21 protein-coding genes are annotated in these 21412 nt (G+C 41.3%); 10 read left to right on the forward strand and 11 right to left on the reverse strand.

Annotated features, from left to right (window positions below; genetic code table 11):
• Positions 1-30 precede the first annotated feature (30 nt).
• From sbcD to LG307_RS06610, 3 genes are all read left to right on the forward strand, one after another.
• Positions 31-1209 carry an exonuclease subunit SbcD gene (gene sbcD / locus LG307_RS06600; RefSeq protein WP_404449186.1) on the forward strand — a complete coding sequence of 393 codons (1179 nt, stop codon included), beginning with the start codon at positions 31-33 and terminating at the stop codon, positions 1207-1209.
• Positions 1206-4631 carry an AAA family ATPase gene (locus LG307_RS06605; protein WP_404449188.1) on the forward strand — a complete coding sequence of 1142 codons (3426 nt, stop codon included), beginning with the start codon at positions 1206-1208 and terminating at the stop codon, positions 4629-4631. The genes sbcD and LG307_RS06605 overlap by 4 nt, the downstream gene beginning before the upstream one ends.
• Before the next feature lie 76 nt (positions 4632-4707).
• Positions 4708-5019, forward strand: a complete 312-nt coding sequence (locus LG307_RS06610; protein WP_404449190.1) for an HNH endonuclease — start codon at positions 4708-4710, stop codon at positions 5017-5019.
• Positions 5020-5131: 112 nt separating this feature from the next.
• Here LG307_RS06610 and LG307_RS06615 read toward each other — a convergent pair whose 3' ends face one another.
• The 6 genes from LG307_RS06615 to LG307_RS06640 form a co-directional block, all read right to left on the reverse strand.
• A complete protein-coding gene (locus LG307_RS06615) occupies positions 5132-5350 on the reverse strand; it encodes a spore germination protein (protein ID WP_404449192.1) in 219 nt (72 codons plus the stop codon).
• 133 nt (positions 5351-5483) lie between these two features.
• Positions 5484-5912 carry a spore germination protein GerPE gene (locus LG307_RS06620; RefSeq protein ID WP_404449194.1) on the reverse strand — a complete coding sequence of 143 codons (429 nt, stop codon included), beginning with the start codon at positions 5910-5912 and terminating at the stop codon, positions 5484-5486.
• Between the two features lie 3 nt (positions 5913-5915).
• The gene (locus LG307_RS06625; protein WP_404449196.1) at positions 5916-6092 is read right to left on the reverse strand and encodes a spore gernimation protein GerPD; all 177 of its coding nucleotides are present in this window, start codon (positions 6090-6092) and stop codon (positions 5916-5918) included.
• Between the two features lie 17 nt (positions 6093-6109).
• Positions 6110-6727 (reverse strand): spore germination protein GerPC, encoded by a 618-nt coding sequence (gene gerPC / locus LG307_RS06630; protein ID WP_404449199.1) that lies wholly within the window; start codon positions 6725-6727, stop codon positions 6110-6112.
• A 95-nt stretch (positions 6728-6822) separates the two neighbouring features.
• Positions 6823-7074, reverse strand: coding sequence for a spore germination protein GerPB (locus LG307_RS06635; RefSeq protein ID WP_404449201.1), 252 nt, complete (start codon positions 7072-7074; stop codon positions 6823-6825).
• A gap of 44 nt (positions 7075-7118) precedes the next feature.
• Positions 7119-7340, reverse strand: a complete 222-nt coding sequence (locus tag LG307_RS06640; protein WP_404449203.1) for a spore germination protein — start codon at positions 7338-7340, stop codon at positions 7119-7121.
• A gap of 171 nt (positions 7341-7511) precedes the next feature.
• On the opposite strand from LG307_RS06640, the gene LG307_RS06645 reads away from it, so the two are divergent.
• Positions 7512-8687 (forward strand): DUF418 domain-containing protein, encoded by a 1176-nt coding sequence (locus LG307_RS06645; RefSeq protein WP_404449205.1) that lies wholly within the window; start codon positions 7512-7514, stop codon positions 8685-8687.
• Between the two features lie 20 nt (positions 8688-8707).
• Here the strand turns inward: LG307_RS06645 and LG307_RS06650 are convergent, their stop codons facing one another.
• The gene (locus LG307_RS06650; RefSeq protein WP_404449207.1) at positions 8708-8887 is read right to left on the reverse strand and encodes an aspartyl-phosphate phosphatase Spo0E family protein; all 180 of its coding nucleotides are present in this window, start codon (positions 8885-8887) and stop codon (positions 8708-8710) included.
• A 173-nt stretch (positions 8888-9060) separates the two neighbouring features.
• On the opposite strand from LG307_RS06650, the gene LG307_RS06655 reads away from it, so the two are divergent.
• On the forward strand, positions 9061-9951 hold the full coding sequence (locus LG307_RS06655) for a fumarylacetoacetate hydrolase family protein (protein ID WP_404450396.1): 891 nt from the start codon (positions 9061-9063) through the stop codon (positions 9949-9951).
• Between the two features lie 67 nt (positions 9952-10018).
• Here LG307_RS06655 and LG307_RS06660 read toward each other — a convergent pair whose 3' ends face one another.
• Positions 10019-11212 carry an ornithine--oxo-acid transaminase gene (locus LG307_RS06660; RefSeq protein WP_404449209.1) on the reverse strand — a complete coding sequence of 398 codons (1194 nt, stop codon included), beginning with the start codon at positions 11210-11212 and terminating at the stop codon, positions 10019-10021.
• Positions 11213-11369: 157 nt separating this feature from the next.
• On the opposite strand from LG307_RS06660, the gene LG307_RS06665 reads away from it, so the two are divergent.
• A complete protein-coding gene (locus LG307_RS06665; protein ID WP_404449211.1) occupies positions 11370-11714 on the forward strand; it encodes a DUF1516 family protein in 345 nt (114 codons plus the stop codon).
• An 85-nt stretch (positions 11715-11799) separates the two neighbouring features.
• Here the strand turns inward: LG307_RS06665 and LG307_RS06670 are convergent, their stop codons facing one another.
• The gene (locus LG307_RS06670) at positions 11800-12378 is read right to left on the reverse strand and encodes a DUF2777 family protein (RefSeq protein WP_404449213.1); all 579 of its coding nucleotides are present in this window, start codon (positions 12376-12378) and stop codon (positions 11800-11802) included.
• Between the two features lie 248 nt (positions 12379-12626).
• On the opposite strand from LG307_RS06670, the gene asnB reads away from it, so the two are divergent.
• The 4 genes from asnB (at position 12627) to LG307_RS06690 (ending at position 18586) form a co-directional block, all read left to right on the forward strand.
• The gene (asnB, locus tag LG307_RS06675; protein ID WP_404449215.1) at positions 12627-14477 is read left to right on the forward strand and encodes an asparagine synthase (glutamine-hydrolyzing); all 1851 of its coding nucleotides are present in this window, start codon (positions 12627-12629) and stop codon (positions 14475-14477) included.
• 284 nt (positions 14478-14761) lie between these two features.
• Positions 14762-16288: a phytoene desaturase family protein gene (locus tag LG307_RS06680; RefSeq protein ID WP_404449217.1), complete on the forward strand. Its 1527-nt coding sequence runs from the start codon at positions 14762-14764 to the stop codon at positions 16286-16288.
• Positions 16285-17787 (forward strand): phytoene desaturase family protein, encoded by a 1503-nt coding sequence (locus tag LG307_RS06685; RefSeq protein WP_404449218.1) that lies wholly within the window; start codon positions 16285-16287, stop codon positions 17785-17787. The genes LG307_RS06680 and LG307_RS06685 overlap by 4 nt, the downstream gene beginning before the upstream one ends.
• On the forward strand, positions 17753-18586 hold the full coding sequence (locus LG307_RS06690) for a phytoene/squalene synthase family protein (RefSeq protein ID WP_404449220.1): 834 nt from the start codon (positions 17753-17755) through the stop codon (positions 18584-18586). The genes LG307_RS06685 and LG307_RS06690 overlap by 35 nt, the downstream gene beginning before the upstream one ends.
• A 235-nt stretch (positions 18587-18821) precedes the next feature.
• Here LG307_RS06690 and LG307_RS06695 read toward each other — a convergent pair whose 3' ends face one another.
• Positions 18822-20288: a phytoene desaturase family protein gene (locus tag LG307_RS06695; RefSeq protein ID WP_404449221.1), complete on the reverse strand. Its 1467-nt coding sequence runs from the start codon at positions 20286-20288 to the stop codon at positions 18822-18824.
• Positions 20285-21394, reverse strand: coding sequence for a glycosyltransferase (locus LG307_RS06700; RefSeq protein WP_404449223.1), 1110 nt, complete (start codon positions 21392-21394; stop codon positions 20285-20287). Before LG307_RS06700 ends, LG307_RS06695 begins: the two co-directional genes overlap by 4 nt.
• Between the last annotated feature and the right edge of the window lie 18 nt (positions 21395-21412).

Consider the following 21412-nt stretch of genomic DNA (forward strand, 5'->3'; position numbering starts at 1 on the left):
GAGCCTCTTTCATGGAAGGGAAGAAAAAAGATGCGCATACTTCATACTGCCGATTGGCACCTGGGGAAAACTCTAGAAGGAAGAAGTCGCTTGCCAGAGCAGGCACAATTTTTGGAAGAACTTCTCCGAATTGTGGAAGAAGAAAAAGTGGATGTTGTACTGATGGCAGGAGATGTCTATGACACCGTCAATCCACCGGCACAGGCAGAAGTTCTTTTTTATGAGTCGCTGCGACAGCTATCAAACGATGGGAAAAGGCCGGTTGCCGTTATCGCAGGGAACCATGATAATCCAGACCGTCTATCAGCATCCAGACCTCTTGCAAGCTCGCAGAATATCTCCTTGCTAGGCTACCCCACCATGGACGTGCAGAGTATTTATGTCCCCACAACAGAAGAAACGCTGAAGCTTGCTTCTTTGCCATACCCTTCAGAATCCAGGTTGAACGAAGTGCTTTCCGAAGAGTTTGAAGAAAGAGTAATCAGGGATCACTATGATGCAAGGATACAACAGTTCTTTAATAAAATGTGTGAACACTTTACGGAGAATTCTGTCAATATTGCCATGAGCCATCTTTTTGTTGCAGGTGGAAATTCCACCGATTCCGAGCGTCCGATTGAAGTGGGCGGCGCATTTACGGTAGCTGCAGAAAGTTTGCCCCATCAGGCTCAATATGTCGCACTAGGCCACTTGCACCGACCACAAACCATCAAGCGTGCCAAAACGGCAGCGAGATATTCAGGCTCACCGCTTGCTTATAGCTTTTCAGAGGCAGGATATACGAAAAGTGTGACCATCATTGACGCCAAGCCAGGTGAAGAGGTGGAAACGAAGGAAATCTACCTTTCTAGCGGAAAGCCGCTTGTGAAATGGAAAGCTACAGAAGGAGTACAACAGGCTTTCGGTTGGCTGGAAGAAAAGAAAGACAGCCATGCATGGGTAGATCTTGAAATTCATGTCACAAATGCACTATCCATGGAAGAAATTCACCGCATAAGAAAACACCATGACGGCATCCTCCATATACGCCCTATTTTTCCGGAAATGGTCGAGGAGCGGAAAGCGGTGAAGATGGACAGTGTTCCAATGGAAGAATTGTTTGTTAGATTTTATGAAAAGCAATCAGGAGGCGCAAAACCTGAGGAAGAATTAATTCAATTATTCCTCACCTTATTGCAAGATGATACGGTGAAGGAGGAACAAGCATGAAACCAATCACATTGACAATCGCAGGACTTCACAGTTTCCGAGAAAAACAAGTGATTGATTTTGAATCGCTTTGTGAGGGGGGCGTGTTTGGGATCTTTGGACCGACTGGAAGTGGAAAGTCCTCCATATTGGACGGAATGACGCTTGCATTGTACGGAAAAGTGGAGCGAGCCTCCAATAATACGCAAGGAATTATGAATCATGGGGAGAAACAACTCGAGGTTTCTTTTATATTTGAACTGGAAAATGCAAAGGGGAAGCAACGGTTCAAAGTGGAACGGACTTTCAAGCGAACAGATGATATCCGTGTTAAATCGGGAATATCTAGATTGACGGAAGTAAAGGAAAGCGAGCATATCGTTATTGCGGATAAGGCAAGTGAAGTAAACCAGGCAATACAAGAAATTCTCGGATTAACTATTGATGATTTCACCCGCGCCGTTGTATTGCCTCAAGGAAAATTTGCCGAATTTCTATCTTTGAAAGGGGCAGACAGAAGACAAATGCTGCAACGCCTTTTTCAGTTAGAAAAATACGGTGATCAGCTTTCCCGAAAGATTAAGGAAGAGCTGCAGGAAAAAACGAAGCTACTTGGGGAAATACATGCCGAGCAGTTAGGGTTAGGCGAAGCATCTGATGAAGCGGTAAAAGAAGCGGAAAAAGCGTTCAAAGAAATAGAAGCGCTCGTTATAAAGACTGAAAAGTCACTTCAAGAGATGGAATTTGTTTTTGAGCAAAAAAAGAAGCAGTGGGAAAGGCAACTAGAAAAGGCCCAGGTGGAACAAAAGCTTCATTCTTTCTTAATGCAAGAGGCTTCCATAAAGGAACTGGAAACCTCCTACACATTGGCTGAACAGGCGGAGAGCTTAAAGCCTTTGCTGGACGACTTGAAAGAAGTAGAAAAAGCCTTATCCCAATGGAAGCAAAAAAATAATCAGGACCAAGTTTCCCATGCAGCTGCCAAGGAAAAGTTAGCGGATGCTTTGAGTGCTTATGACTCAGCAAGGAATAAGAAAGAAGCTACATTACCTGTGTTGCTTTCACAGAAAGAAAAATTAGAACGTGCGAGAAACCTTGAAGAAGGACTGACAGCCCATCAGCCCAAAATGAAAGAACTTCAACAAATGTTAGCATCAAAAAGGGAAGTGTTTTTGAAAGTAGAAGCCCATGAAGAAAAAGCAAAAGTTCTGTACACCAAGGCAATCAAAAAACAAAAAACAATAAAGGATGAGCTTGCATCCCTAGCATGGGCGCCTGCACGTCTAGACTTGCTGCAAAAAGCATTTGAGGGCAAACAGGAAATAATGCTTACGGAGAAAAAAAGAGCGGAAAATGAAGCAGAAGTACAGGCGTTGCAAAATAAAGTATCCGCGTTTCAGGCTGAAAACCAAAAAGCGGAGGCAAACGTGAATAAGGGGAAAGAATCCCTTCTAGAAATTTTCCAGCTTACAGAGAAGCACTATGATCATGCATCAGAACTGTCTCAACATCTTGATTGGCTTGAGAGGCAGATTGAGAAGTTTTTAGAAGCGGAGCAAAAATTAGCGGAAGACGCAAAAGTGCAGCAACTCGCACTCGAGTTAGCAAAATCTCTTGAAGCCGGTGAGGTATGTCCAGTTTGCGGTTCTACAAATCATCCTGGTCTTGCTTCCCATCAAGCCCATAGAGAAGTAGCAAGCAGCAAAGAGGAAAGTGGAGTAGGAAAACTCCCATCTGCCATCTCCCTGCAAAAACAGGATAACTTGAAAATCAAGCTTAAATTAGAGCAGTTTGCTACAGAGCTTCACCGAGACCTTGAAGGAGAAAGAGACTTGCCTGCCCCTAAGGAATCCTTTGAAAAGTGGGATCAGTGGGACAAGGAATTGGTGGAGTCAAGGGACTCAGCGGTTTTGCTTGCTGAAAAACATCATAGGATCGCAACAGAACAGAAGGCCTTAATTCAAGATCTCCTTCAGTTGCAAGAAAAGAAAGACAAGGTAGACAATTACCTGAAAACCTGGTCAGGGACCTTTAAAGAAACCGCTAAGCTATCTTCAAGCTATAAGGAGCAGCAGGAAGAATGGTTGAAACGCTTTGAAGATACTAAGCATGAATGGATAGAAAAGAAAACCAAGTGGGAAAGAACTTTCGAACAAGAAGATTTTGATGAAATCGAAAGCGCCTACCAAAGTGCCAGAGATGCTGAAAAGCAACGAATGGACCTGCAGGATAGAATGAGTACAAGTATAGATTTTATTGAATCAAAAGAGAAGGAATTAAAAGAAGCACAAGAAAAGAAGAGAGAACTCGATAAAGATATGTATCAAGAGGAACTAAAACTTGAACAAGTTCTTATACGTATGAAGGAAACACAAGAAGAAATAAAGTCCATTATTGGGGAGAATAATAGTAAGGATGAGTTGAATCGTGTGGAGCTTGAAGTGGACAACTTAAATAGGTTGGAACGGGAAACCTATCAAAGCTGGATTGAATCCCAACAACAAGCACAGAACAGTGAGAAAGCTGCTTCACAAAGTGAACAGATGGTCCGCGAAACAGAATCACGCCTAAACACCATCCAGGAAAAATGGAACATCGCCTTAGAAAAATCTGTTTTCACCTCCATGGATGCCATAGAGGGAGCGATTGCCCATATAGAATGGAAAGAGAAATGGAAAGAACAAATAGAACAATACTGGGAAAACAGAAAGGCTCTTGAACAGGACCTTGCCCGACTGAATGCCTTGATTGGAACAGAAAGTTTGGAAAAAGATGAATGGGAAAACTCCCAGGAACAATTGCAGGTTGCACGAATGAATCTGCGAGATGAAATTGAAAGAAAAAGTGCGCTCCAGCAAAACCTTATTTCCCTGAAGGAGCGAAATGAACGCTTCAGGGTTTTAGAGGAAAAGAAGACAAAGTTGACGGAAGAGACTCAATCCTATCAAAAGCTTCAAAGTGTCTTTAAAGGGAACAGTTTTGTGGAATACTTGGCAGAAGAACAGTTGCTTCAAATAAGCAGGGATGCTTCAGAAAGATTAGGACAGCTCACACGGCAGCGATATGCATTGGAGATGGACTCCAATGGCGGCTTCACTATCCGTGATGATGCTAATGGCGGCGTAAGAAGGCCTGTTTCCACTTTATCTGGAGGGGAAACATTCCTTACTTCCCTTGCACTAGCATTGTCCCTTTCCGCTCAAATACAGTTGAGAGGGGAATATCCGTTACAGTTCTTCTTCCTTGATGAGGGGTTTGGAACATTGGACTCCGAGTTGTTGGATGCAGTGGTTACGGCATTGGAGAAGCTTCAATCCAATCACCTTGCAGTGGGAGTAATTTCTCACGTACATGAACTGAGAGCGCGTTTACCAAGACGCTTAGTGGTTACCCCTGCGCAATCTTCCGGCAAGGGTTCTGTTGTGACGTTGGAAAATTTATAAGTTTTTATTGTAGGTAAGTTGGAAGAAGTGTAGAATGTACAACCGTTACATTTAATGAGAGGAGGTGTAGGGGGAAATGGGAAAGAAGAAAAAGTATGACGTTGGAACTTGTGAACTTTGTGAGAGGGAAAAGGTGGAAATAACGGTTCATCACCTGACCCCAAAGGAGATAGGAGGAACCTTTCTGCCAACGGCAAATCTTTGTATCCCGTGTCATAAACAAATACATGCCCTGTACACCAATGAAGAACTGGCCATCCGTCTGAATACAGTTCTCCTTCTGAAGGATGATCCAAAGATTGCCGCCTTCATCAAATGGATTCAAAAACAACCATCTACCAAAATACCGCTAACCAAAAAATCAAACGAACGAAAACAAAAACGATAAAAACCCAAAGCCGTGCCACTTGAATTGGCACGGCTTTTGTGGTATTTCGATGTGAGAGGGGAAAGTCCTAGAGGGGTCTGACCCCTTTTTTTTCTTTTTTTCTCTTTCTTTCTTAGCTATTCGCCACAATATCCTGGTCATTGACGTCAGGATCGATGGTGTTGGTGGCGGAAAGACCGTTGTTGGTGATGACGAAGTTGCCGGTGTTTAGTGCACCGGATCCTGCTGAGGTTTTGGAGGCTGATTTTGGGGAGATATAAAAGGAATCCCCGAAGTTGATGACGCCTCCGCCTACACTGTTGATGGCAACCGGACCTACGATAGCTGGCATGTAGAACATCCTTTTTTGTTTTTGGGATAAGCGTATTACTCTTGGATTCACCAAGAGGACAATAGGCGCACCCAGGTTTTTATCATACTTATACTATATGAAGTCTCACCAGAAAGGTGAAGATCCTGCTAGTTTAATCCTCTTCATCTTCATTTTCATCTTTTACTCTAGTGTCAGGAATCCCCATCGCTTTGTGTATTTCAGGACCCAAAAGCTGTCTTGTATGCTTAATCCTAGATTCGGCACAAATTGTCTGAGATGAGCCGATCTGCAAGACGGAAGAAGAAGAGACCCCTTTTATCTTAATATGATTAACGCAAATATTGGGGTTTACGTTATATACGGTCATGTTTACCCTCTCCGTTAAAACAGGAGTAGGAGATTGCATCGAAAATATCGGAAAATCAGAGAAATTTCCCTCTTTCCCATAAAATTTAGGAAACTCTCTTTTAACAGCAAGTGCCCGGGACTTTGCATTGATATAATATGAATCCCCGATGTGAAAATAGGAACTAAAAGACAAGGAGTGCAAATTAATATCGTTCACTCTGGAAATCCGCATAGGCTACTCCGTAGTAAGTGGAACAAAAGGTCCGATGATCAATGCTTCTGGAGGAGTATCAAAATAGGATGTCAGGCAAATGTTCTGAGTGTCCCCGACTAGGAAAATAGAGGAAGAAGAGACTCCCAGTATATTAACAGTATCCACTTGTAAATTGTGATTAGAAACTTGAAAATTCATCCGTTAACACCACGCAATTATTTTTTTTGAGGAAGATTTTTAATGAAGGCAGCAAAGGCTTTATCCATGTCGCTTTTAAGCTGTTGGATGGTGATTTCTTTTATTTTTTCATCGTTATAGCCCTTTTGGACAGCTTCTGCCGTAAGGGTATTCAATGTATGATTGACGCGGGAAGAAAGCTGATTGTTAACATCTTGGACCATAAAGTCATGGTAATGGCCTTCTAATGTCCTGCCTTGTTGTTTCGCTATCTGGTCAATCTTTGCTTTACCATTTTTATTGAGATAATCCCGAAGTTCTGCTTCTATTCCTGTTGCAAGGTTCCGGTTTCGTTTTGGGACAGGAACTTCCAGGTTGTTCTGGGTTACAATGAAGTCTTCGATTTCTCCTGAGGAACCAGGCGTCAAACCAATATTCAAAGTGCCTTCCAACGTTTCCACCTTTAGTTGGTCAAATTTATACTCTATCCGTTCAATATTCATACTTGGTTTTTCTTTTAGTTGGGTAATTTCTTGTTGCATAAGTTTCACCAGTTCCTCGAGGGTGGAAATCTGCTTCGTCTGGTTTTCTACTACTTGTTGAAGTTGCTGGATCTGTTGCTGCGATTGATAAAAGTACTGATAGTTATTGTACATCCGACCACCCCTTTCATTGGTTGCTCTTGAAGCTTCAAGAATCATCTCTAATACTTTATGCAATCATTGAAAATGGGTGAATGCCCAGAATGTAATTAACTTGTTCCTTGTAGAGGGACGAATGGTCCTGAAGTACTCGCAGGTGTCCCTTCCTGTGGGCCTTGGCCTTGTGCAATCTCGGCACTGCTTACCGGTGCGGGTCCAGTGAAATTTCCTGTGTTGTACAAGTTAGATAAAGATTTGATAACACCTGCACTGCCAATTTGAAATACGGAGGAGTTGGATATACCTCCTATTTTCAAATGGTGGATGACGATATTTTGGTTAATGAAAAAGTTGGATGCCATACTTGCCCCTCCTCTAATAAAATTACTTCTTCTTGTAAAACGTTTTACATATTCAATGCAACCGGCTGGTCGTTGACGTCTTGATCATAGGTGTTGGTTTGACTGTTGGTGTTGCTTACGGAGATAGTATCTCCGGTATTAAAACTTCCGGCTCCTGCGAATGTTTTGGCTGAACTGACTGGAGACATTTGAAATACGTCCCCAATATGAAAGATTCCGGAGTTACCGATGCTGTTAACACTTACAGCTCCGACTATTGCTGGCATAAACGTTAACTCCTTTTCTGTGCGCTTATGCTTTATTCTATGACATCAGCCCGGTATGGTGAGTGATACTTTAAAAAGGGTGAAGTGGATTTGGTGATAGGAATATAAAGGAAAACGAGCTATAATATTCTTTATGAGATAGCATAGTACACACTTAAGGGAGGAATCTGGATGCAAGCGGCACCCATACAAGAAAAAGAGAGAATTGTAGTTTTGGATATTATAAGGGGAATTGCGATATTAGGCATTTTTCTAGTGAACATGCCTTCATTTTTTGCCCCAATGCTCTATGTGAACATAAAAACCTACTGGTCTGAAACACGGGACATATTAGTGATGAATGGGGTGGATATCATTGCCCAAGCAAGCTTTTATACCCTTTTTTCATTTTTGTTCGGGTATGGCTTTATTATTTTTACCACTAGAGTAGCAGAGAAAAATCTCTCTGTACCGAAATATTTTTCTAGAAGGCTAGTTGTCTTGTTGGTGATAGGAATCATACATGCGTTTTTGATCTGGCATGGTGATATTCTCATTACATATGCTTTATGCGGTTTTATCTTATTGTTTATGAGAAGTATGTCTCCAAAAGCAATGGTGTGGACGGGACTTCTGCTCATTGTAATCCCGACAGCAATTTTGTCATTATTAATGCTTGTTGTTACGTTGACGATGGGGGATACAGACCTTTATTCCACACTTGAGGCAAATGCTGCCCAATCATTAAATGTTTATGCCAATGGAACATTTATGGAGATTACGAAACAGCGAATAGCTGATTGGTCTTTCGTTAACATCGCGAACTTCTTCTTTATTGCATTATCGGTTCTGCCGATGTTCCTGTTTGGAGCGGCAGCGGCAAAATCCAAGTGGCTGGAAAATGTGGAGGAAAACCTGTCATGGATGAAAAAACTTTGGATGGCAACCTTTGTGGTGGCTTTAGTATTTAAGCTGCTTCCATATTACACTGCTCAAAACTACACAACGGAATATCTCCAGGATGGGCTTGGTGGTCCCGCAAGTGCGGTATTCTACTTTTTATCCATTGTATTGGCCAGCAGAACCAGCTTTGGACTAAAAGTGTTGTCTCCGTTTCAATATGTCGGGAAAATGAGTTTAACAAATTACTTGTTTCAATCGGTTGTTTGCTCCCTGATATTTTACAGTTATGGCCTTGGATTATACGGTTCATTTACCCCGTTTTATGGTCTATGGCTAGTTCTTGGACTCTTTACATTCCAAGTAATAATAAGCAGAGTATGGGTAGCAAATTTCCAATATGGACCGATGGAATGGTTATGGAGGGCCGGAACATACGGAAACAGGCCAAAATTTAAAAAGATGTGAGGATTAGCCTCACATCTTTATCATTGTGCAAAAGAATATTTATTCTGGCTTCTCAAAATGTGTAATTGTTGTTGCGCCTGTTTATTTAATAGAACATCTAGCTCTTGGCTGCACTTCACGGTTTGAGATGCAGTAAATCCGTATTCTTTTGCGCAGTGAATCATTTGCTGTCGTTTTAATTCGATTTTTAAAGCTAACATTTGCTTCTACTCCATTATAATAAGATTAAGTAACGCAAGCGGTTGTCCTTATTATGGCACGGTATTTACAAGAAAAAAAGCACTTCGATAAAACAAGTCATAATATAACAAATTACTACATAATCATCGCATGTGTAGAGGGAAGGATGGGTGTGTGAGTGCATTTATTATTTATGGAAATGAAAGGTGAACAAAGAATTGGACTAACTGACGAAGCACAAAATTATGTTATAGACCTTCAGAAAGCGCATGAAGATAAAATGGAGGAAAGCTTTTGGCCGTCCACCTTGTTGGAAGGGATAGAACATGGAGAGGAGTTTGTCGACACTGTATCCAGGCTTCGTGACTGGATTTTTACACAGAGAAACTCCAAGGATTATTTTATCCGCCAGGAAGAGGTGCGTTTATTAGCCCCAATCGCAAGGCCTAGAAAAAACATTTTTTGTGTCGGGAAAAACTATCGAGAGCACGTTCTGGAGATGGGAAGTGAAGAAGATATTCCGGAACATATCATGATTTTTACTAAGGCACCTACTACTGTTATAGGGCAGCAAGAATCTATTCCATTACATGACGATGTGACCGCACAACTGGATTATGAAGGGGAACTGGCCATTGTAATCGGGAAAAAAGGGAAGAGTATATCAAAGGATGATGCCATGGAGCATATTTTTGGCTATACGATTGTGAATGATATAACCGCTAGAGATCTGCAAAAGCGCCATAAACAATTCTTTCTTGGTAAAAGCTTGGATGGGACGTGTCCTATGGGACCGGTGATTGTGCACAAATCAGGGATTGATGATCCGCAGTGCTTAAGTTTGAAAACGTTGGTGAACGGAGATGTACGCCAATCTGACTCTACTAAACAGATGATTTTTTCCATACCAGAAATAATAGCCTCCATTTCTAAAGGGATGACTTTAGAGCCGGGAGATATTATTGCAACCGGGACTCCTTCCGGTGTAGGTAAGGGATTTAACCCACCGCGTTTTCTAAAAGGTGGAGATGTGGTGGAAGTGTGCATTGAAAAGATTGGTACCTTAAGAAATACGGTTAAATAATCTACTTTTATAAAAAAAGAAAAAGCTGCCTGCTAGATTTAACAAATTCTAGCAGGGAGCTTTTATATTAAGACAATACTTGTTTCACTTTTTCAATGGCCCAATCTAAGTCTTCTTTAGAGATGACAAGTGGTGGTGCGAAACGAATTACCGTTTCATGAGTTTCTTTACATAACAAGCCTTCTTCTTTCAGTTTTTCGCAGTACGGGCGGGCTGCTTCCGTTAATTCTACTCCTATAAAGAGTCCGCGGCCACGAACTTCTTTAATGATAGGGTTTTGGATGGTGCGCAACTCTTCCATCATATAGTTACCTAAATCATAAGAACGTTGCACTAATTCTTCTTCCTCCAACACTTCCAATGCAGCCATGGAAACGGCACATGCCAACGGGTTTCCACCAAAAGTGGAACCGTGTGATCCAGGATTGAATACACCAAGGATGTCTTTGTTTGCTGCTACGCAAGAAATAGGGAATACTCCTCCACCAAGCGCTTTTCCCAATATGTACATATCAGGTTCGACATTCTCCCAGTCACAAGCAAAAAGTTTACCGGAGCGGCCCAGACCTGCCTGAATTTCATCTGCCACATATAATACATGGTTTGCTTTACATACCTCATAAGCTTCTGAAAGGAACCCTTCAGCCGGTATATTGATGCCTGCTTCTCCTTGAATTGGTTCAAAGATAAAAGCGGCGGTGTTCGGTGTGATGGCTCCTTTAAGGGCTTCAATGCTGCCATATGGGATTACCTTGATACCAGGGAGCATAGGACCGAAACCTTGTTGATATTCTTCGCTAGAAGACATCGAGACAGCTGTCATGGTACGGCCATGGAAATTATCTTCACATACGATGATTTCTGCTTGATTGACCGGAACACCTTTCACATCATATGCCCAGCGGCGAACAGCTTTTACTGCTGTTTCTACAGCTTCTGCCCCTGTATTCATCGGTAACACCATATTTTTCTTCGTTAATTCAGCCATTTTTTCATACCAAGGCCCAAGTTGGTCATTATGGAAGGCGCGTGATGTGAGTGTAATTTTGTCTGCCTGATCTTTTAAAGCCTGAATAATTTTCGGATGACGGTGCCCTTGGTTGACTGCGGAATAGGCACTTAACATGTCCATGTACTTATTGCCTTCCGGGTCTTCCACCCATACCCCTTGTGCTTTGGAAATTACAATAGGAAGTGGATGATAGTTATTGGCGCCAAATTTTTCTGTCATACTGATGATATCGTGTGTTTTGGTAGTCATAAATGAAGTACCTCCATCTATTGATTGTAATGGTTTACAAAGGTATTATATCATTGTTAATATTCAAAATCTTATATAAAGGTAATTTACTTAGTTTTTTTCCATCTCTATGGTATGATACTAGTAGTTTTGAGTGAAATGAAGGAGGTTAGTAGAAATGACACATGCACATATTTCAACATGGGCAATCGCACTTATTTTGTTTGTCGTTGTACTCTTTTTAACTAAAGCAGGGAAAGAAAAGGGTGCGAAGATTACTTCAATGGTACTTCGAGTGTTCTACATTCTGATTGTAGTAACCGGCTTGCAACTTGGTTGGGGTTGGATCACAAATGGTCAATATGTATTGAAAATGGTACTGGGTATTGTCGTGATCGGCTTGATGGAAATGATAGCTGTCCGCACGAGAAAAGGGAAATCTACCGTTGTGGTTTGGGTTCTTTTCGTTTTGGTATTGGCATACATTCTCCACTTAGGCTTCAGCCTGCCTATGGGTATTTAATCTATAAAAAAAGAAGCTTGAATCTCTATTAGACAAGGGATTCAAGCTTTTTTAATTCTTTTCTAAATGTTTTCATGGATGTTGTTCATTCAGCTTTTCTGCGTTCCATATTGGTGAACATGTATCGTTTGCCGGTTTGAAGGGTGTATTCGAATCGGTCAGTAACTGATTTTCCCCTTGAAAAGTGGTGCTGAACGGAACATATGAATGTTTCATTATCATAGACGAGAAAGTTCACTCCGGATGGCTCTTTTATATTATCCATGAACTGCATGGTGTTATAGCAATAGATGCAATCATAAATGGAAATATTGGAGTTGTTTAGAAGGGTGGTAAATTTAGTGAAGGCATCCTCTGACAGTTCTTCTAACCACTCCATATAAGGCTGTGGAAGCCTTTTACGGACGCGCACGGCATCACCATTATTCAATTCATATAAATGTTTGGTATGTAGGACAACTTGCCCGGTTTCCAATAACACACCGGGGACCCATTCGTTTGAGAATAGAATCTCAATGCCCTCTTCGGAAATTTCCTCTAAAAGGAATGCTTCATCGTCTTCCGCCTCAAAAAAAATCCATTGGTCGTTTATATTTTCAATGGTTCCACATGTATAGGATCGTTTCTGTTCATAAATGATGTTTTTCCTTTTTTGAAGATTCAAAGTCGTTTCCTCCAGTAGTCAACAAGTTTTGTAGGGGTTAAACCTTTGTGTCTGCCATTCTTCCCTAGTTGGGTTGCCTTTAAACTAGATCGTTTTTTTATTACTTTACCCACTTTTGAATGGATTATTGGCAGGAGGACTGACAAGGAAAAAAAGTGAAAGTGTTTCTGTAATTCATGGTATAAGCAGTCCTGGCATAGTATAGAACACCCGTAGTTTGCTTGAAGCAAAAGGAGTGGATGGACAATATGTGCGGTATAACAGGTTGGTTAGATTGGAAGAAGGATATCAAAGATCAGAAAGATATAGTAAAAAAGATGGCGGAAACCCTATCTTTGCGCGGACCTGATGATACAAATATTTGGATGGACCGGCATGTAGGCTTTGGCCATAAACGTTTGGCTGTTGTGGACCTTGAAGGCGGGAAGCAGCCGATGACAAGAAACAAAGCAGAGCGGAACTACACCATCTGCTATAACGGAGAGCTATATAATACAGAAGATATTAGAAAAGAACTGTTGAAGAGAGGATATAACTTCAGGGGGCATTCCGACACAGAAGTATTGTTGACTGCCTATATAGAGTGGAAAGAGGAATGTGTGCACCATCTAAATGGGATTTTTGCTTTTGCCATTTGGGATGAAAGAGAAGAGAAGTTATTCATCGCAAGAGACAGACTTGGAGTGAAGCCGTTATTTTATCATGAAGGGGAAGGAACGTTGCTTTTTGGATCCGAACTGAAAGCACTACTGGCTCACCCGGAAGTCTCGAGTGAGGTCGGATATGACGGGTTGGCGGAAATTTTCGGACTTGGACCTTCCCGTTCTCCTGGTCATGGTTTGTTTCATGCGATTAAAGAGCTCCGGCCTGCTCATTTAATGATTATGAGTAAAGGAGAGGGGCTCAAGATTAAGCGGTACTGGAATGTGGAAAGCAGGCCGCATACAGATAGTTTCGAGGAAACCGTTGAAAAAGTTCGCTTTCTGTTCACCGACGCTGTTACAAGGCAACTTGTTTCTGATGTTCCAGTTTGTACGTTTCTTTCTGGTGGCTTGGATTCTAGTGCCATCACGGCAATTGCAGCAAATGCTTTTAAGAGTGAAGGCAAGCCGCCGTTAAATACCTATTCCATAGATTATGAGGAAAATGAAAAATATTTTAAAGCCAATGAGTTTCAGCCTAATTCCGATGAAAAATGGATCCGGAAAATGACGGAAACCTTTGGTACGGTTCATCATCGATCTGTCATTTCACAAACCAATCTTGCCGCATTTTTAAAAGAAGCGGTGCTTGTAAGGGACCAACCAGGTATGGCGGATATAGATTCGTCTTTACTATGGTTCTGCAGAGAAATTAAACAAAACTATGTAGTAAGTCTTTCCGGGGAATGTGCAGATGAGATTTTCGGAGGGTATCCATGGTTTCACCGACCAGAAGATCTGGCATCCAATAACTTTCCTTGGATGCGTTCCACCCAGGCCAGAATGGAACTGCTTCGACCTGAGTGGAGAAGAAAGCTGAAACTAGATGAATATATAACATCCAAATTTGAAGAAACCGTAGCGGAAACGCCTAGACTTGAAGGAGAAAGTCTAATAGAAGCACGCAGGCGAGAGTTGTTTTATCTTAATATGATTTGGTTTATGACAACGCTGCTAGATCGCAAAGATCGAATGAGTATGGGTGCAAGCTTAGAAGTTCGCGTTCCTTTCGCTGACCATCGTTTAGTGGAGTATGTCTGGAATATCCCATGGGAAATGAAAATGCACGGCAACAGGGAAAAAGGGATATTGAGAAAAGCTTTAGAAGGTATACTTCCTGATGAAGTTCTATATCGGAAAAAGAGTCCCTATCCGAAGACCCATCATCCCATTTATACGAAGATGGTAAAAAGTTGGCTAGAAGAGATTATGGAGGATACACATAGTCCTTTGCTCGAATTCATTGATAAAAAGAAGCTTCAAGACATTGTTTCTTCTGATGGAAAAGCGTTTCAAGTACCTTGGTTTGGCCAGCTGATGACGGGCCCTCAACTGTTAGCACATCTCGCGCAAATTCATGTATGGTTTACTCATTACGGTGTAACAATAAAGGAATAAATTGCTAAGTATTAGTAAATGTGTTTTGATTAGAGTGTAGAAGTGCTTTAACGTATTAAATAGATAAAAGCTCCTGGATGGGAGTTTTTATTTTCAGATTATATGTACAAGCCTCTATTTTCTGCGAGACTACAAAGAAATCATCATCCCAGACCGTTTTATTTAACCGATCTACATAGAATGAGTGTTATTGATTGTAAGTGTTTTAAAAAATATGTATAATGTTTGTATAATCTTTGTTTAATGTATGAGTGGTTTGTTTGGAATGAGGAGGCGTACGGAAAATGAGTAAAAAAATTATAGTGGTTGGTGCAGGACCTGGGGGGTTGGCAGCTGCCATGATGCTCTCGGCAAATGGCTATGATGTGACCGTTATGGAAAAACAACCTTATGTGGGAGGGCGTAATTCTGCTATAAAATTAGGAGATTTCACCTTCGATATGGGTCCCACCTTCTTAAGTATGCCTCAGATTGCAGAGGAAATTTTCGAGGAATCAAGGCGAAACATGCATGACTATATGGAAATGAAAGAATTAAGAGACATGTATGAACTTGTTTTCCCAGATAAATCATTCATGGTAACTCGTGATAAGGAAAAAATGAAAGAAACCATTGAACGATATTTTCCTGGTGATGGAGAAGGGTACGAACGATTTATGTCCGAGACGGAGAAGCGAATGGACGCCCTAACTCCCATTCTTCAAGGGAAAATGGATCGCTTTTATCATTATTTACAATGGAAAGTCATAAAAGCACTGCCGCAACTCAGCCTTGGAAGCAGTTTGTATGACCAATTGAGTAAATATTTTCGTCAAGAACAGCTCAAGCTTGCATTTACTTTCCAATCAAAATATTTAGGAATGTCCCCATGGGAATGTCCTGGCGCCTTTTCTATTCTTTCCTGGATGGAACATGCATATGGAATCTATCATCCTATTGGAGGGGTCAATCAGCTATCAGAAAGTATGGCCAAAGTGGTCAAGGAGTACGGAGGAACGATTAACCTTGATACAGGTGTGAAAAAGTTGTGGCTAGACGGACGAAAAGTGAAAGGTGTCATATTGGAAAACGGATCAACAGTGGAAGCGGATGAAGTGGTTGTTAACGGGGATTTTGCCCATGTCATGACAAATTTAGTCGATGACAACGTATTAAAAAAATACAGCAAACGGAAGCTCGAAAAGAAAAAATTCTCTTGTTCCACATTCATGATCTATCTCGGGGTGGATAAAGTCTATGATCTTCCCCACCATAGCATCATATTTGCGGAAGACTACAAAAAGAATGTGGAAGAAATCACTAAAACGAAAAAACTTTCCAGTGACCCTTCCATCTATGTTCAAAACGCATCTGTTACAGATCCCACATTAGCACCAAATGGGAAATCTGCCCTTTATATCCTTGCACCTGTTCCTAATAATTTCAGTGAAATAGATTGGCAGGAACATAAAGAAACATTCCGAGAGTTAGTATTCGAGACATTGGAGAAAAAGAGCGGATTTAAAGGACTCAGAAATCACATAGAAACAGAAAAAATTATTACACCAGCTGACTGGGAAAAAGAAGTTCACATTTATAAAGGGGCTACTTTCAACCTTGGCCATCAGCTTACACAGATGATGGTGCTTCGTCCGCATAATAAATTTGAAGAACTTGAAAATTGTTGGCTTGTTGGTGGAGGTACGCACCCAGGAAGCGGACTGCCTACCATCTTGGAATCTGCAAGGATTACAACTCGATTACTGAGGGAAAAGCATGAAACACTTTCTCAAAAAAGCTTTCAAGCTCAAAGATTGGAGAAGGCTCAATGAGTAAACATATCGCAATAGCAGGTGCGGGTATTGGTGGAATGATTACAGCACTTCTATTAAAAAAACAAGGATTTCAAGTTAGTATATTTGAAAAAGAAAAACAAGCAGGAGGTCGGCTTGCTTTTGTCGAAAGGGATGGATACCGGATAGATCAAGGCCCAACCATTGTCCTCTTGCCTGATATGTTAAAAGAAATTTTAACAGAAGCGGGAGTTTCGGAAGACGCTTGGGAATTAATTGGTCTTGACACCCTTTATGCAGTCTATTTCAAGGATGGAAAGAAATATACAAAGTTTAAGGATAAAAACACTCAGCTGCTCGAACTTAAACATGAGTTTCCGGGTGAAGAAGAAGGATTTAAGCAATATATGGCAGACATGAAGGAAAGCTTTGAACTTGGAAAGACCTCCTTTTTAGAGAAATCTTTTACTAAAAAGCGAGATTTTTGGACGGGAAAGAATCTTAAGACCTTGCTAAGGCTAAAAGCTTATCAATCAACTAAAAAGTTCGCAGGTTCTTATTTCAAGGACGAACGCCTCCAAGAAGCCTATTCTCTCCAAACATTGTATATCGGAGGTAACCCACAGACGGCTCCTGCCATGTACAGTTTAATTCCTTATAGTGAGCATGAACACGGCATTCATTATGTAAAAGGCGGCTATGCCTCACTTGTTCAAGTACTGTTGGAGACTTTGGAAGTTCAAGGAATTCCAGTACATCTTCAAAGCAAGGTCGAGAAGATTCTGAAGGAAAATGGCCGCGTTACATCCATTAAGGTTAATGGAGAGTTAGTGAAAGTGGATGGACTTGTTTGGAATGGGGATTTTCCTACTTCTACTGAACAGTTCGAGATTAAAAGGGATTATGAAGCCTCCTCAGGCTGTGTTTTGCTTTACTTTGGAATAGATGGAACCTATGAGGATTCGGAAGTTCACCAGTTTTTCATGGGTGGAAATTTCCAACAACATATGAAGGAAGTATTTCAACAAAAAAAGGTCCCATCAGACCCTTCCTTTTATACATTTAACCCAAGCGTAATTGATTCCACATTGGCACCAGCCGGAAAAAGCGTGTTGTACGTCCTTATCCCCGTTCCTTCTGGCAATCATATTGACTGGAGCAAAGAAACGGCATTTATAGATAAGATGATGAAAAATATTGAAAACAGAGCCTTCCCTGACTTGAAAAACAAAATGGAATGGTTGGAAGTCAGGACTCCTAATGATGCCGAACTCGATGGATTGTTTCAAGGTGGTAGCTTCGGTATCGCTCCGAATTTGTTTCAATCTGGTGTATTTAGACCGCAGGCAAAACCCTTTCCGTCTTTGGAAAATGTTTATGCTACGGGTGCTTCAATTCATCCGGGTGGCGGGATACCGATTGTCATGCAAAGCGCAAAGCTTGCAGCAAACCAGATTGTTCATGATTTTGCCCATCATTCATCTGCAAAGGATGTGAAACTCAATGAACGACTTAATGAAAGCATATCATCATTGTGAATCCATAATTAAAGAACACTCCAAAACATTTTACAAAGCATTCATGCTTTTGCCGAAAGAAAAGAAACTGGCGGTCTGGGCCGTCTATGCATTTTGTCGGCAGGTTGACGATATTGTGGATGAAGGATTGAGCCCTAAGGAAGAGCTTTTTGTTTTCAAAGAAATGTTTGCTGATTTCCTGAACGGCGAATTGCCGTCTGATGATCCAATGTGGCTTGCCCTTCAAGATGTCTTCCAAAGATACGAGATGGATGTCCAATCCTTTCATGACATGATCATTGGCCAGGAAATGGACCTATATAAAAAGTTGTATTACACAGAGGAGGAAGTACTTCATTATTCCTATCATGTCGCAAGTACTGTTGGTTTAATGCTGCTTCCGATCCTTGCCCCAAAGAAGAAGAATGCTTTGAGGAAAGATGCCATCGCGCTTGGACAGGCGATGCAGATTACCAATATTCTAAGGGATATCGGAGAAGACCTTGAGCGCGACAGAATCTATATTCCTATTGATAAGTTGGAGAGAGCAGGCTATTCGTTGGATGACTTAAACAATCGTATCTTGAATAATAAGTTCATTTCTGTTTGGGAAGAGATGGCGAATAAAGCAGAAGGTCTCTATGAACAGGCGCTGAGTACCATTCATCTTTATCCGATGCATTCGAGAACTCCGGTAAAAGGAGCGGCCTATCTGTATCGGGCGATACTTGGCTCGATACGGAAGAAGGGATACTCAGTGTTTAAGACGAAGCATTTTGTGACAAGTGAAGAGAAGCAGCAAATCATTTCACAAATATAGAAACCACAGTCCTATGGGCTGTGGTTTTATTTTAGAATAAGTGAGCATATAATACGGTTGATTTCCGTTCCAGGCGCTTCGCTTATCCGAAGGGCGGTCCGTGAGCCTCCTCAGGCTTCGCCTTCCGGGGTCTCACCTGTCCCTTCCTCCACGGAAAGCGCAGCCATTTGCGGAAAGGAACAGCTTCATTTAACCACTAACAAATACATTATGTTAAAAAAGCACTGAGCTATTTTTATTTATTTGCTTTAATAATAGCTTTCGCAACGTTAAGGCCGGATAGGGTTACCATTGGAGAGCCTCCGCCCGGGTGGGTAGAGCCACCGACGAAGTAGAGATTCCCTATATCAGCAGATTTGTTTCTAGGGCGGAAGAACGCATCCGACTTACGGTTGGACGCCATCCCATATAAAGCTCCTTTAAAAGCACCAAAAGTATGATGTATTTCTTTAGGAGTGATAATCCTCTCCGTCAATACATTCTCTTTTAATGATAAACCTCTTTCCGCTAATGTATCATATATAAGTTCCTTATAGTCGTCAGTATTCTCGTTATAACGGGATGTTGCAGGCGCATTCACTAAAATGAATAGATTGTCTCCGTTCGGACTTTTCTCCATTTCAGTAAAAGAAGAATTACTCAAGTAGATGGTCGGATCATCTGCATACTTTTTATCTTGAAATAAACTAGTAAACTCTTGCTTATACTCATTGGAAAAATAGACAGTATGATGTAAAAGTTCAGAATGCCTCGTATTCATTTCTGCAAGGACAACATAGGCAGAGATGGAAGGCTCAAATTTTGCCACCTTTTTATCATTAAAATGTGGCCTGTCCACTTCTTTTACAAGCTCAGGATAAGAAACAAGAAGATCTGCGTTCATCACCACCGTATCGGCAGGATAATGCTCTCCATCCTCTGTTGCTACTGAAACAGCCTGGTTGTTTTTCACATCTATACTGATAACCTTGCAATTCGTATGAATTCGGACTCCAAGCTTTCTTGCAAGGTTCTCAAATCCATCTGCAATTTTTGTGTTTCCGCCTTTTGTATAATAGACTCCTTCCACAAGCTCCAAATAAGCGATGAGCCCGAATGTTGCAGGGGAGACATAAGGAGACGAACCGATATAGGTGGCATATCGGTCAAGTGTTTGGATCACAAAAGGATTGGTGAAATAGTTGCGGTGAAAACGATGCAAAGATTGTAAAGGTCGAACCTTGCTGAAGGAATAGCCTAAACTTGGTGACAAATAATCAGCAGTTGAAGTAAACGTCCTTCTGAAAAACTGGCTTTCTCCCATCCTATACAAGCGCGTTACTTCCTCCAAGTAAGAAGGATAATTCTTGGCTCCGACGGGATCTAGATGAGAGAGCTGATCTACCATTTTTTCCTTATCAGTACTGAAGTCAAGCATAGCTCCGTCTGAAGAGTAATTGCGAGTGTGTGAGGAAAGCTTGATGAATTCAAAGTAGGAATCGGGATCCTCCCCGGTTTGAGAAATTACCTCCTGGAAAACATTTGGCATCGTAATCGTATTTGGTCCAAAATCAAAAGATGCCTCTCCTAATTGAACAGGCATCAGCTTTCCACCCAGGTGGTTGTTCTTTTCTAATAACGTAACAGTGAATCCCTTAGCAGCAAGGCTGATCGCAGCAGATAAACCACCAAGTCCTCCACCGATAACAACGACATGTTTCATTTATAGGCACGACCCTTCCAAAAATAATGTTGTTTTCTCCAAGATTTCCACATGGAAGCGTGCAGAATAACCAGGAATGCTAAAGCGCTTAACGGCATGAAAAGAAATAAGTACGCTCGCTGACCGGTCCGAAAATCAATATAAAGCTTTTGCAACCATACAAGCACCAGTGGCACAAAAAACCAAACTCCATACAGAGGGGAAAGCAGTGCCAAGAAAAGAGGAGAAATATAGAATAAGCTGTAAAATAAAGTGATGCCCATTGCCATAATAGGCGATCTGCCGATGCCGATATAAATATTTTTTATAAAGCCATTCCAGACTTCTTTATTTGTTTCATACATATGACACGTTACATAAGGAGTAGCATTTATTAACTTTACTTGAAATCCATGTTCTTTCATTACCCTGGCAAGATGAACATCTTCAACAATACTTGATTTTACGGAAAAATGTCCTTCTACAAAATCGTAGGCGCTTCTTTCAAAGAACATGAATGCTCCGTGGGCTGCACTGGCTGGTTTAAAGGAGCTGTAATTAGCCAGTGCCAGGGGAAGATGAAGCCAGATGACAAAATGCTGCATGGGTACTACAAGTTTACTTAGCCAGCTTGTGACAGGGAAACGTGGGAAACCAGTGACCAATCCGACTTTTTCGTTTTGAAAGAAAGGAAGCATGCGTTCAATGGTATTCTTTTTCAGTCGGGCATCTGCATCCAAAAATAATAGAAAATCCCCGTTAGCAGCATGGGAAAGCTGATAGCAGGCATGAACTTTTCCAGCCCAGCCTTTTCTTAAAGGAGCACCCTGGAATATTGTGAAACGGCTATCCTTATCAGTAGAGCTTATTGCTAAGGAATAGGTGGCGTCTGAAGAATGATCATCCAATAAGATGAACTCCAAATTAGAATAGGTTAATTCCTTTAAATTTTCTATTAAATGGAGGACGTTCCGTTCTTCATCTCGCATTGGAACGAGGATGGATACGAGCGGAGGGATCGGGGTTTTTTTTGATTTTGGATAGGCGGGATAAAACATTCCATTGATGATAATCCAGAGGAAAGACAATAATAACCCGCCAGATAGCAAGTAAATATATAATTCCATAACTGTTTTCCTCCTTCA

This window comes from Sutcliffiella horikoshii (assembly GCF_044809035.1).
GTDB lineage: Bacteria > Bacillota > Bacilli > Bacillales > Bacillaceae_I > Sutcliffiella_A > Sutcliffiella_A horikoshii_G.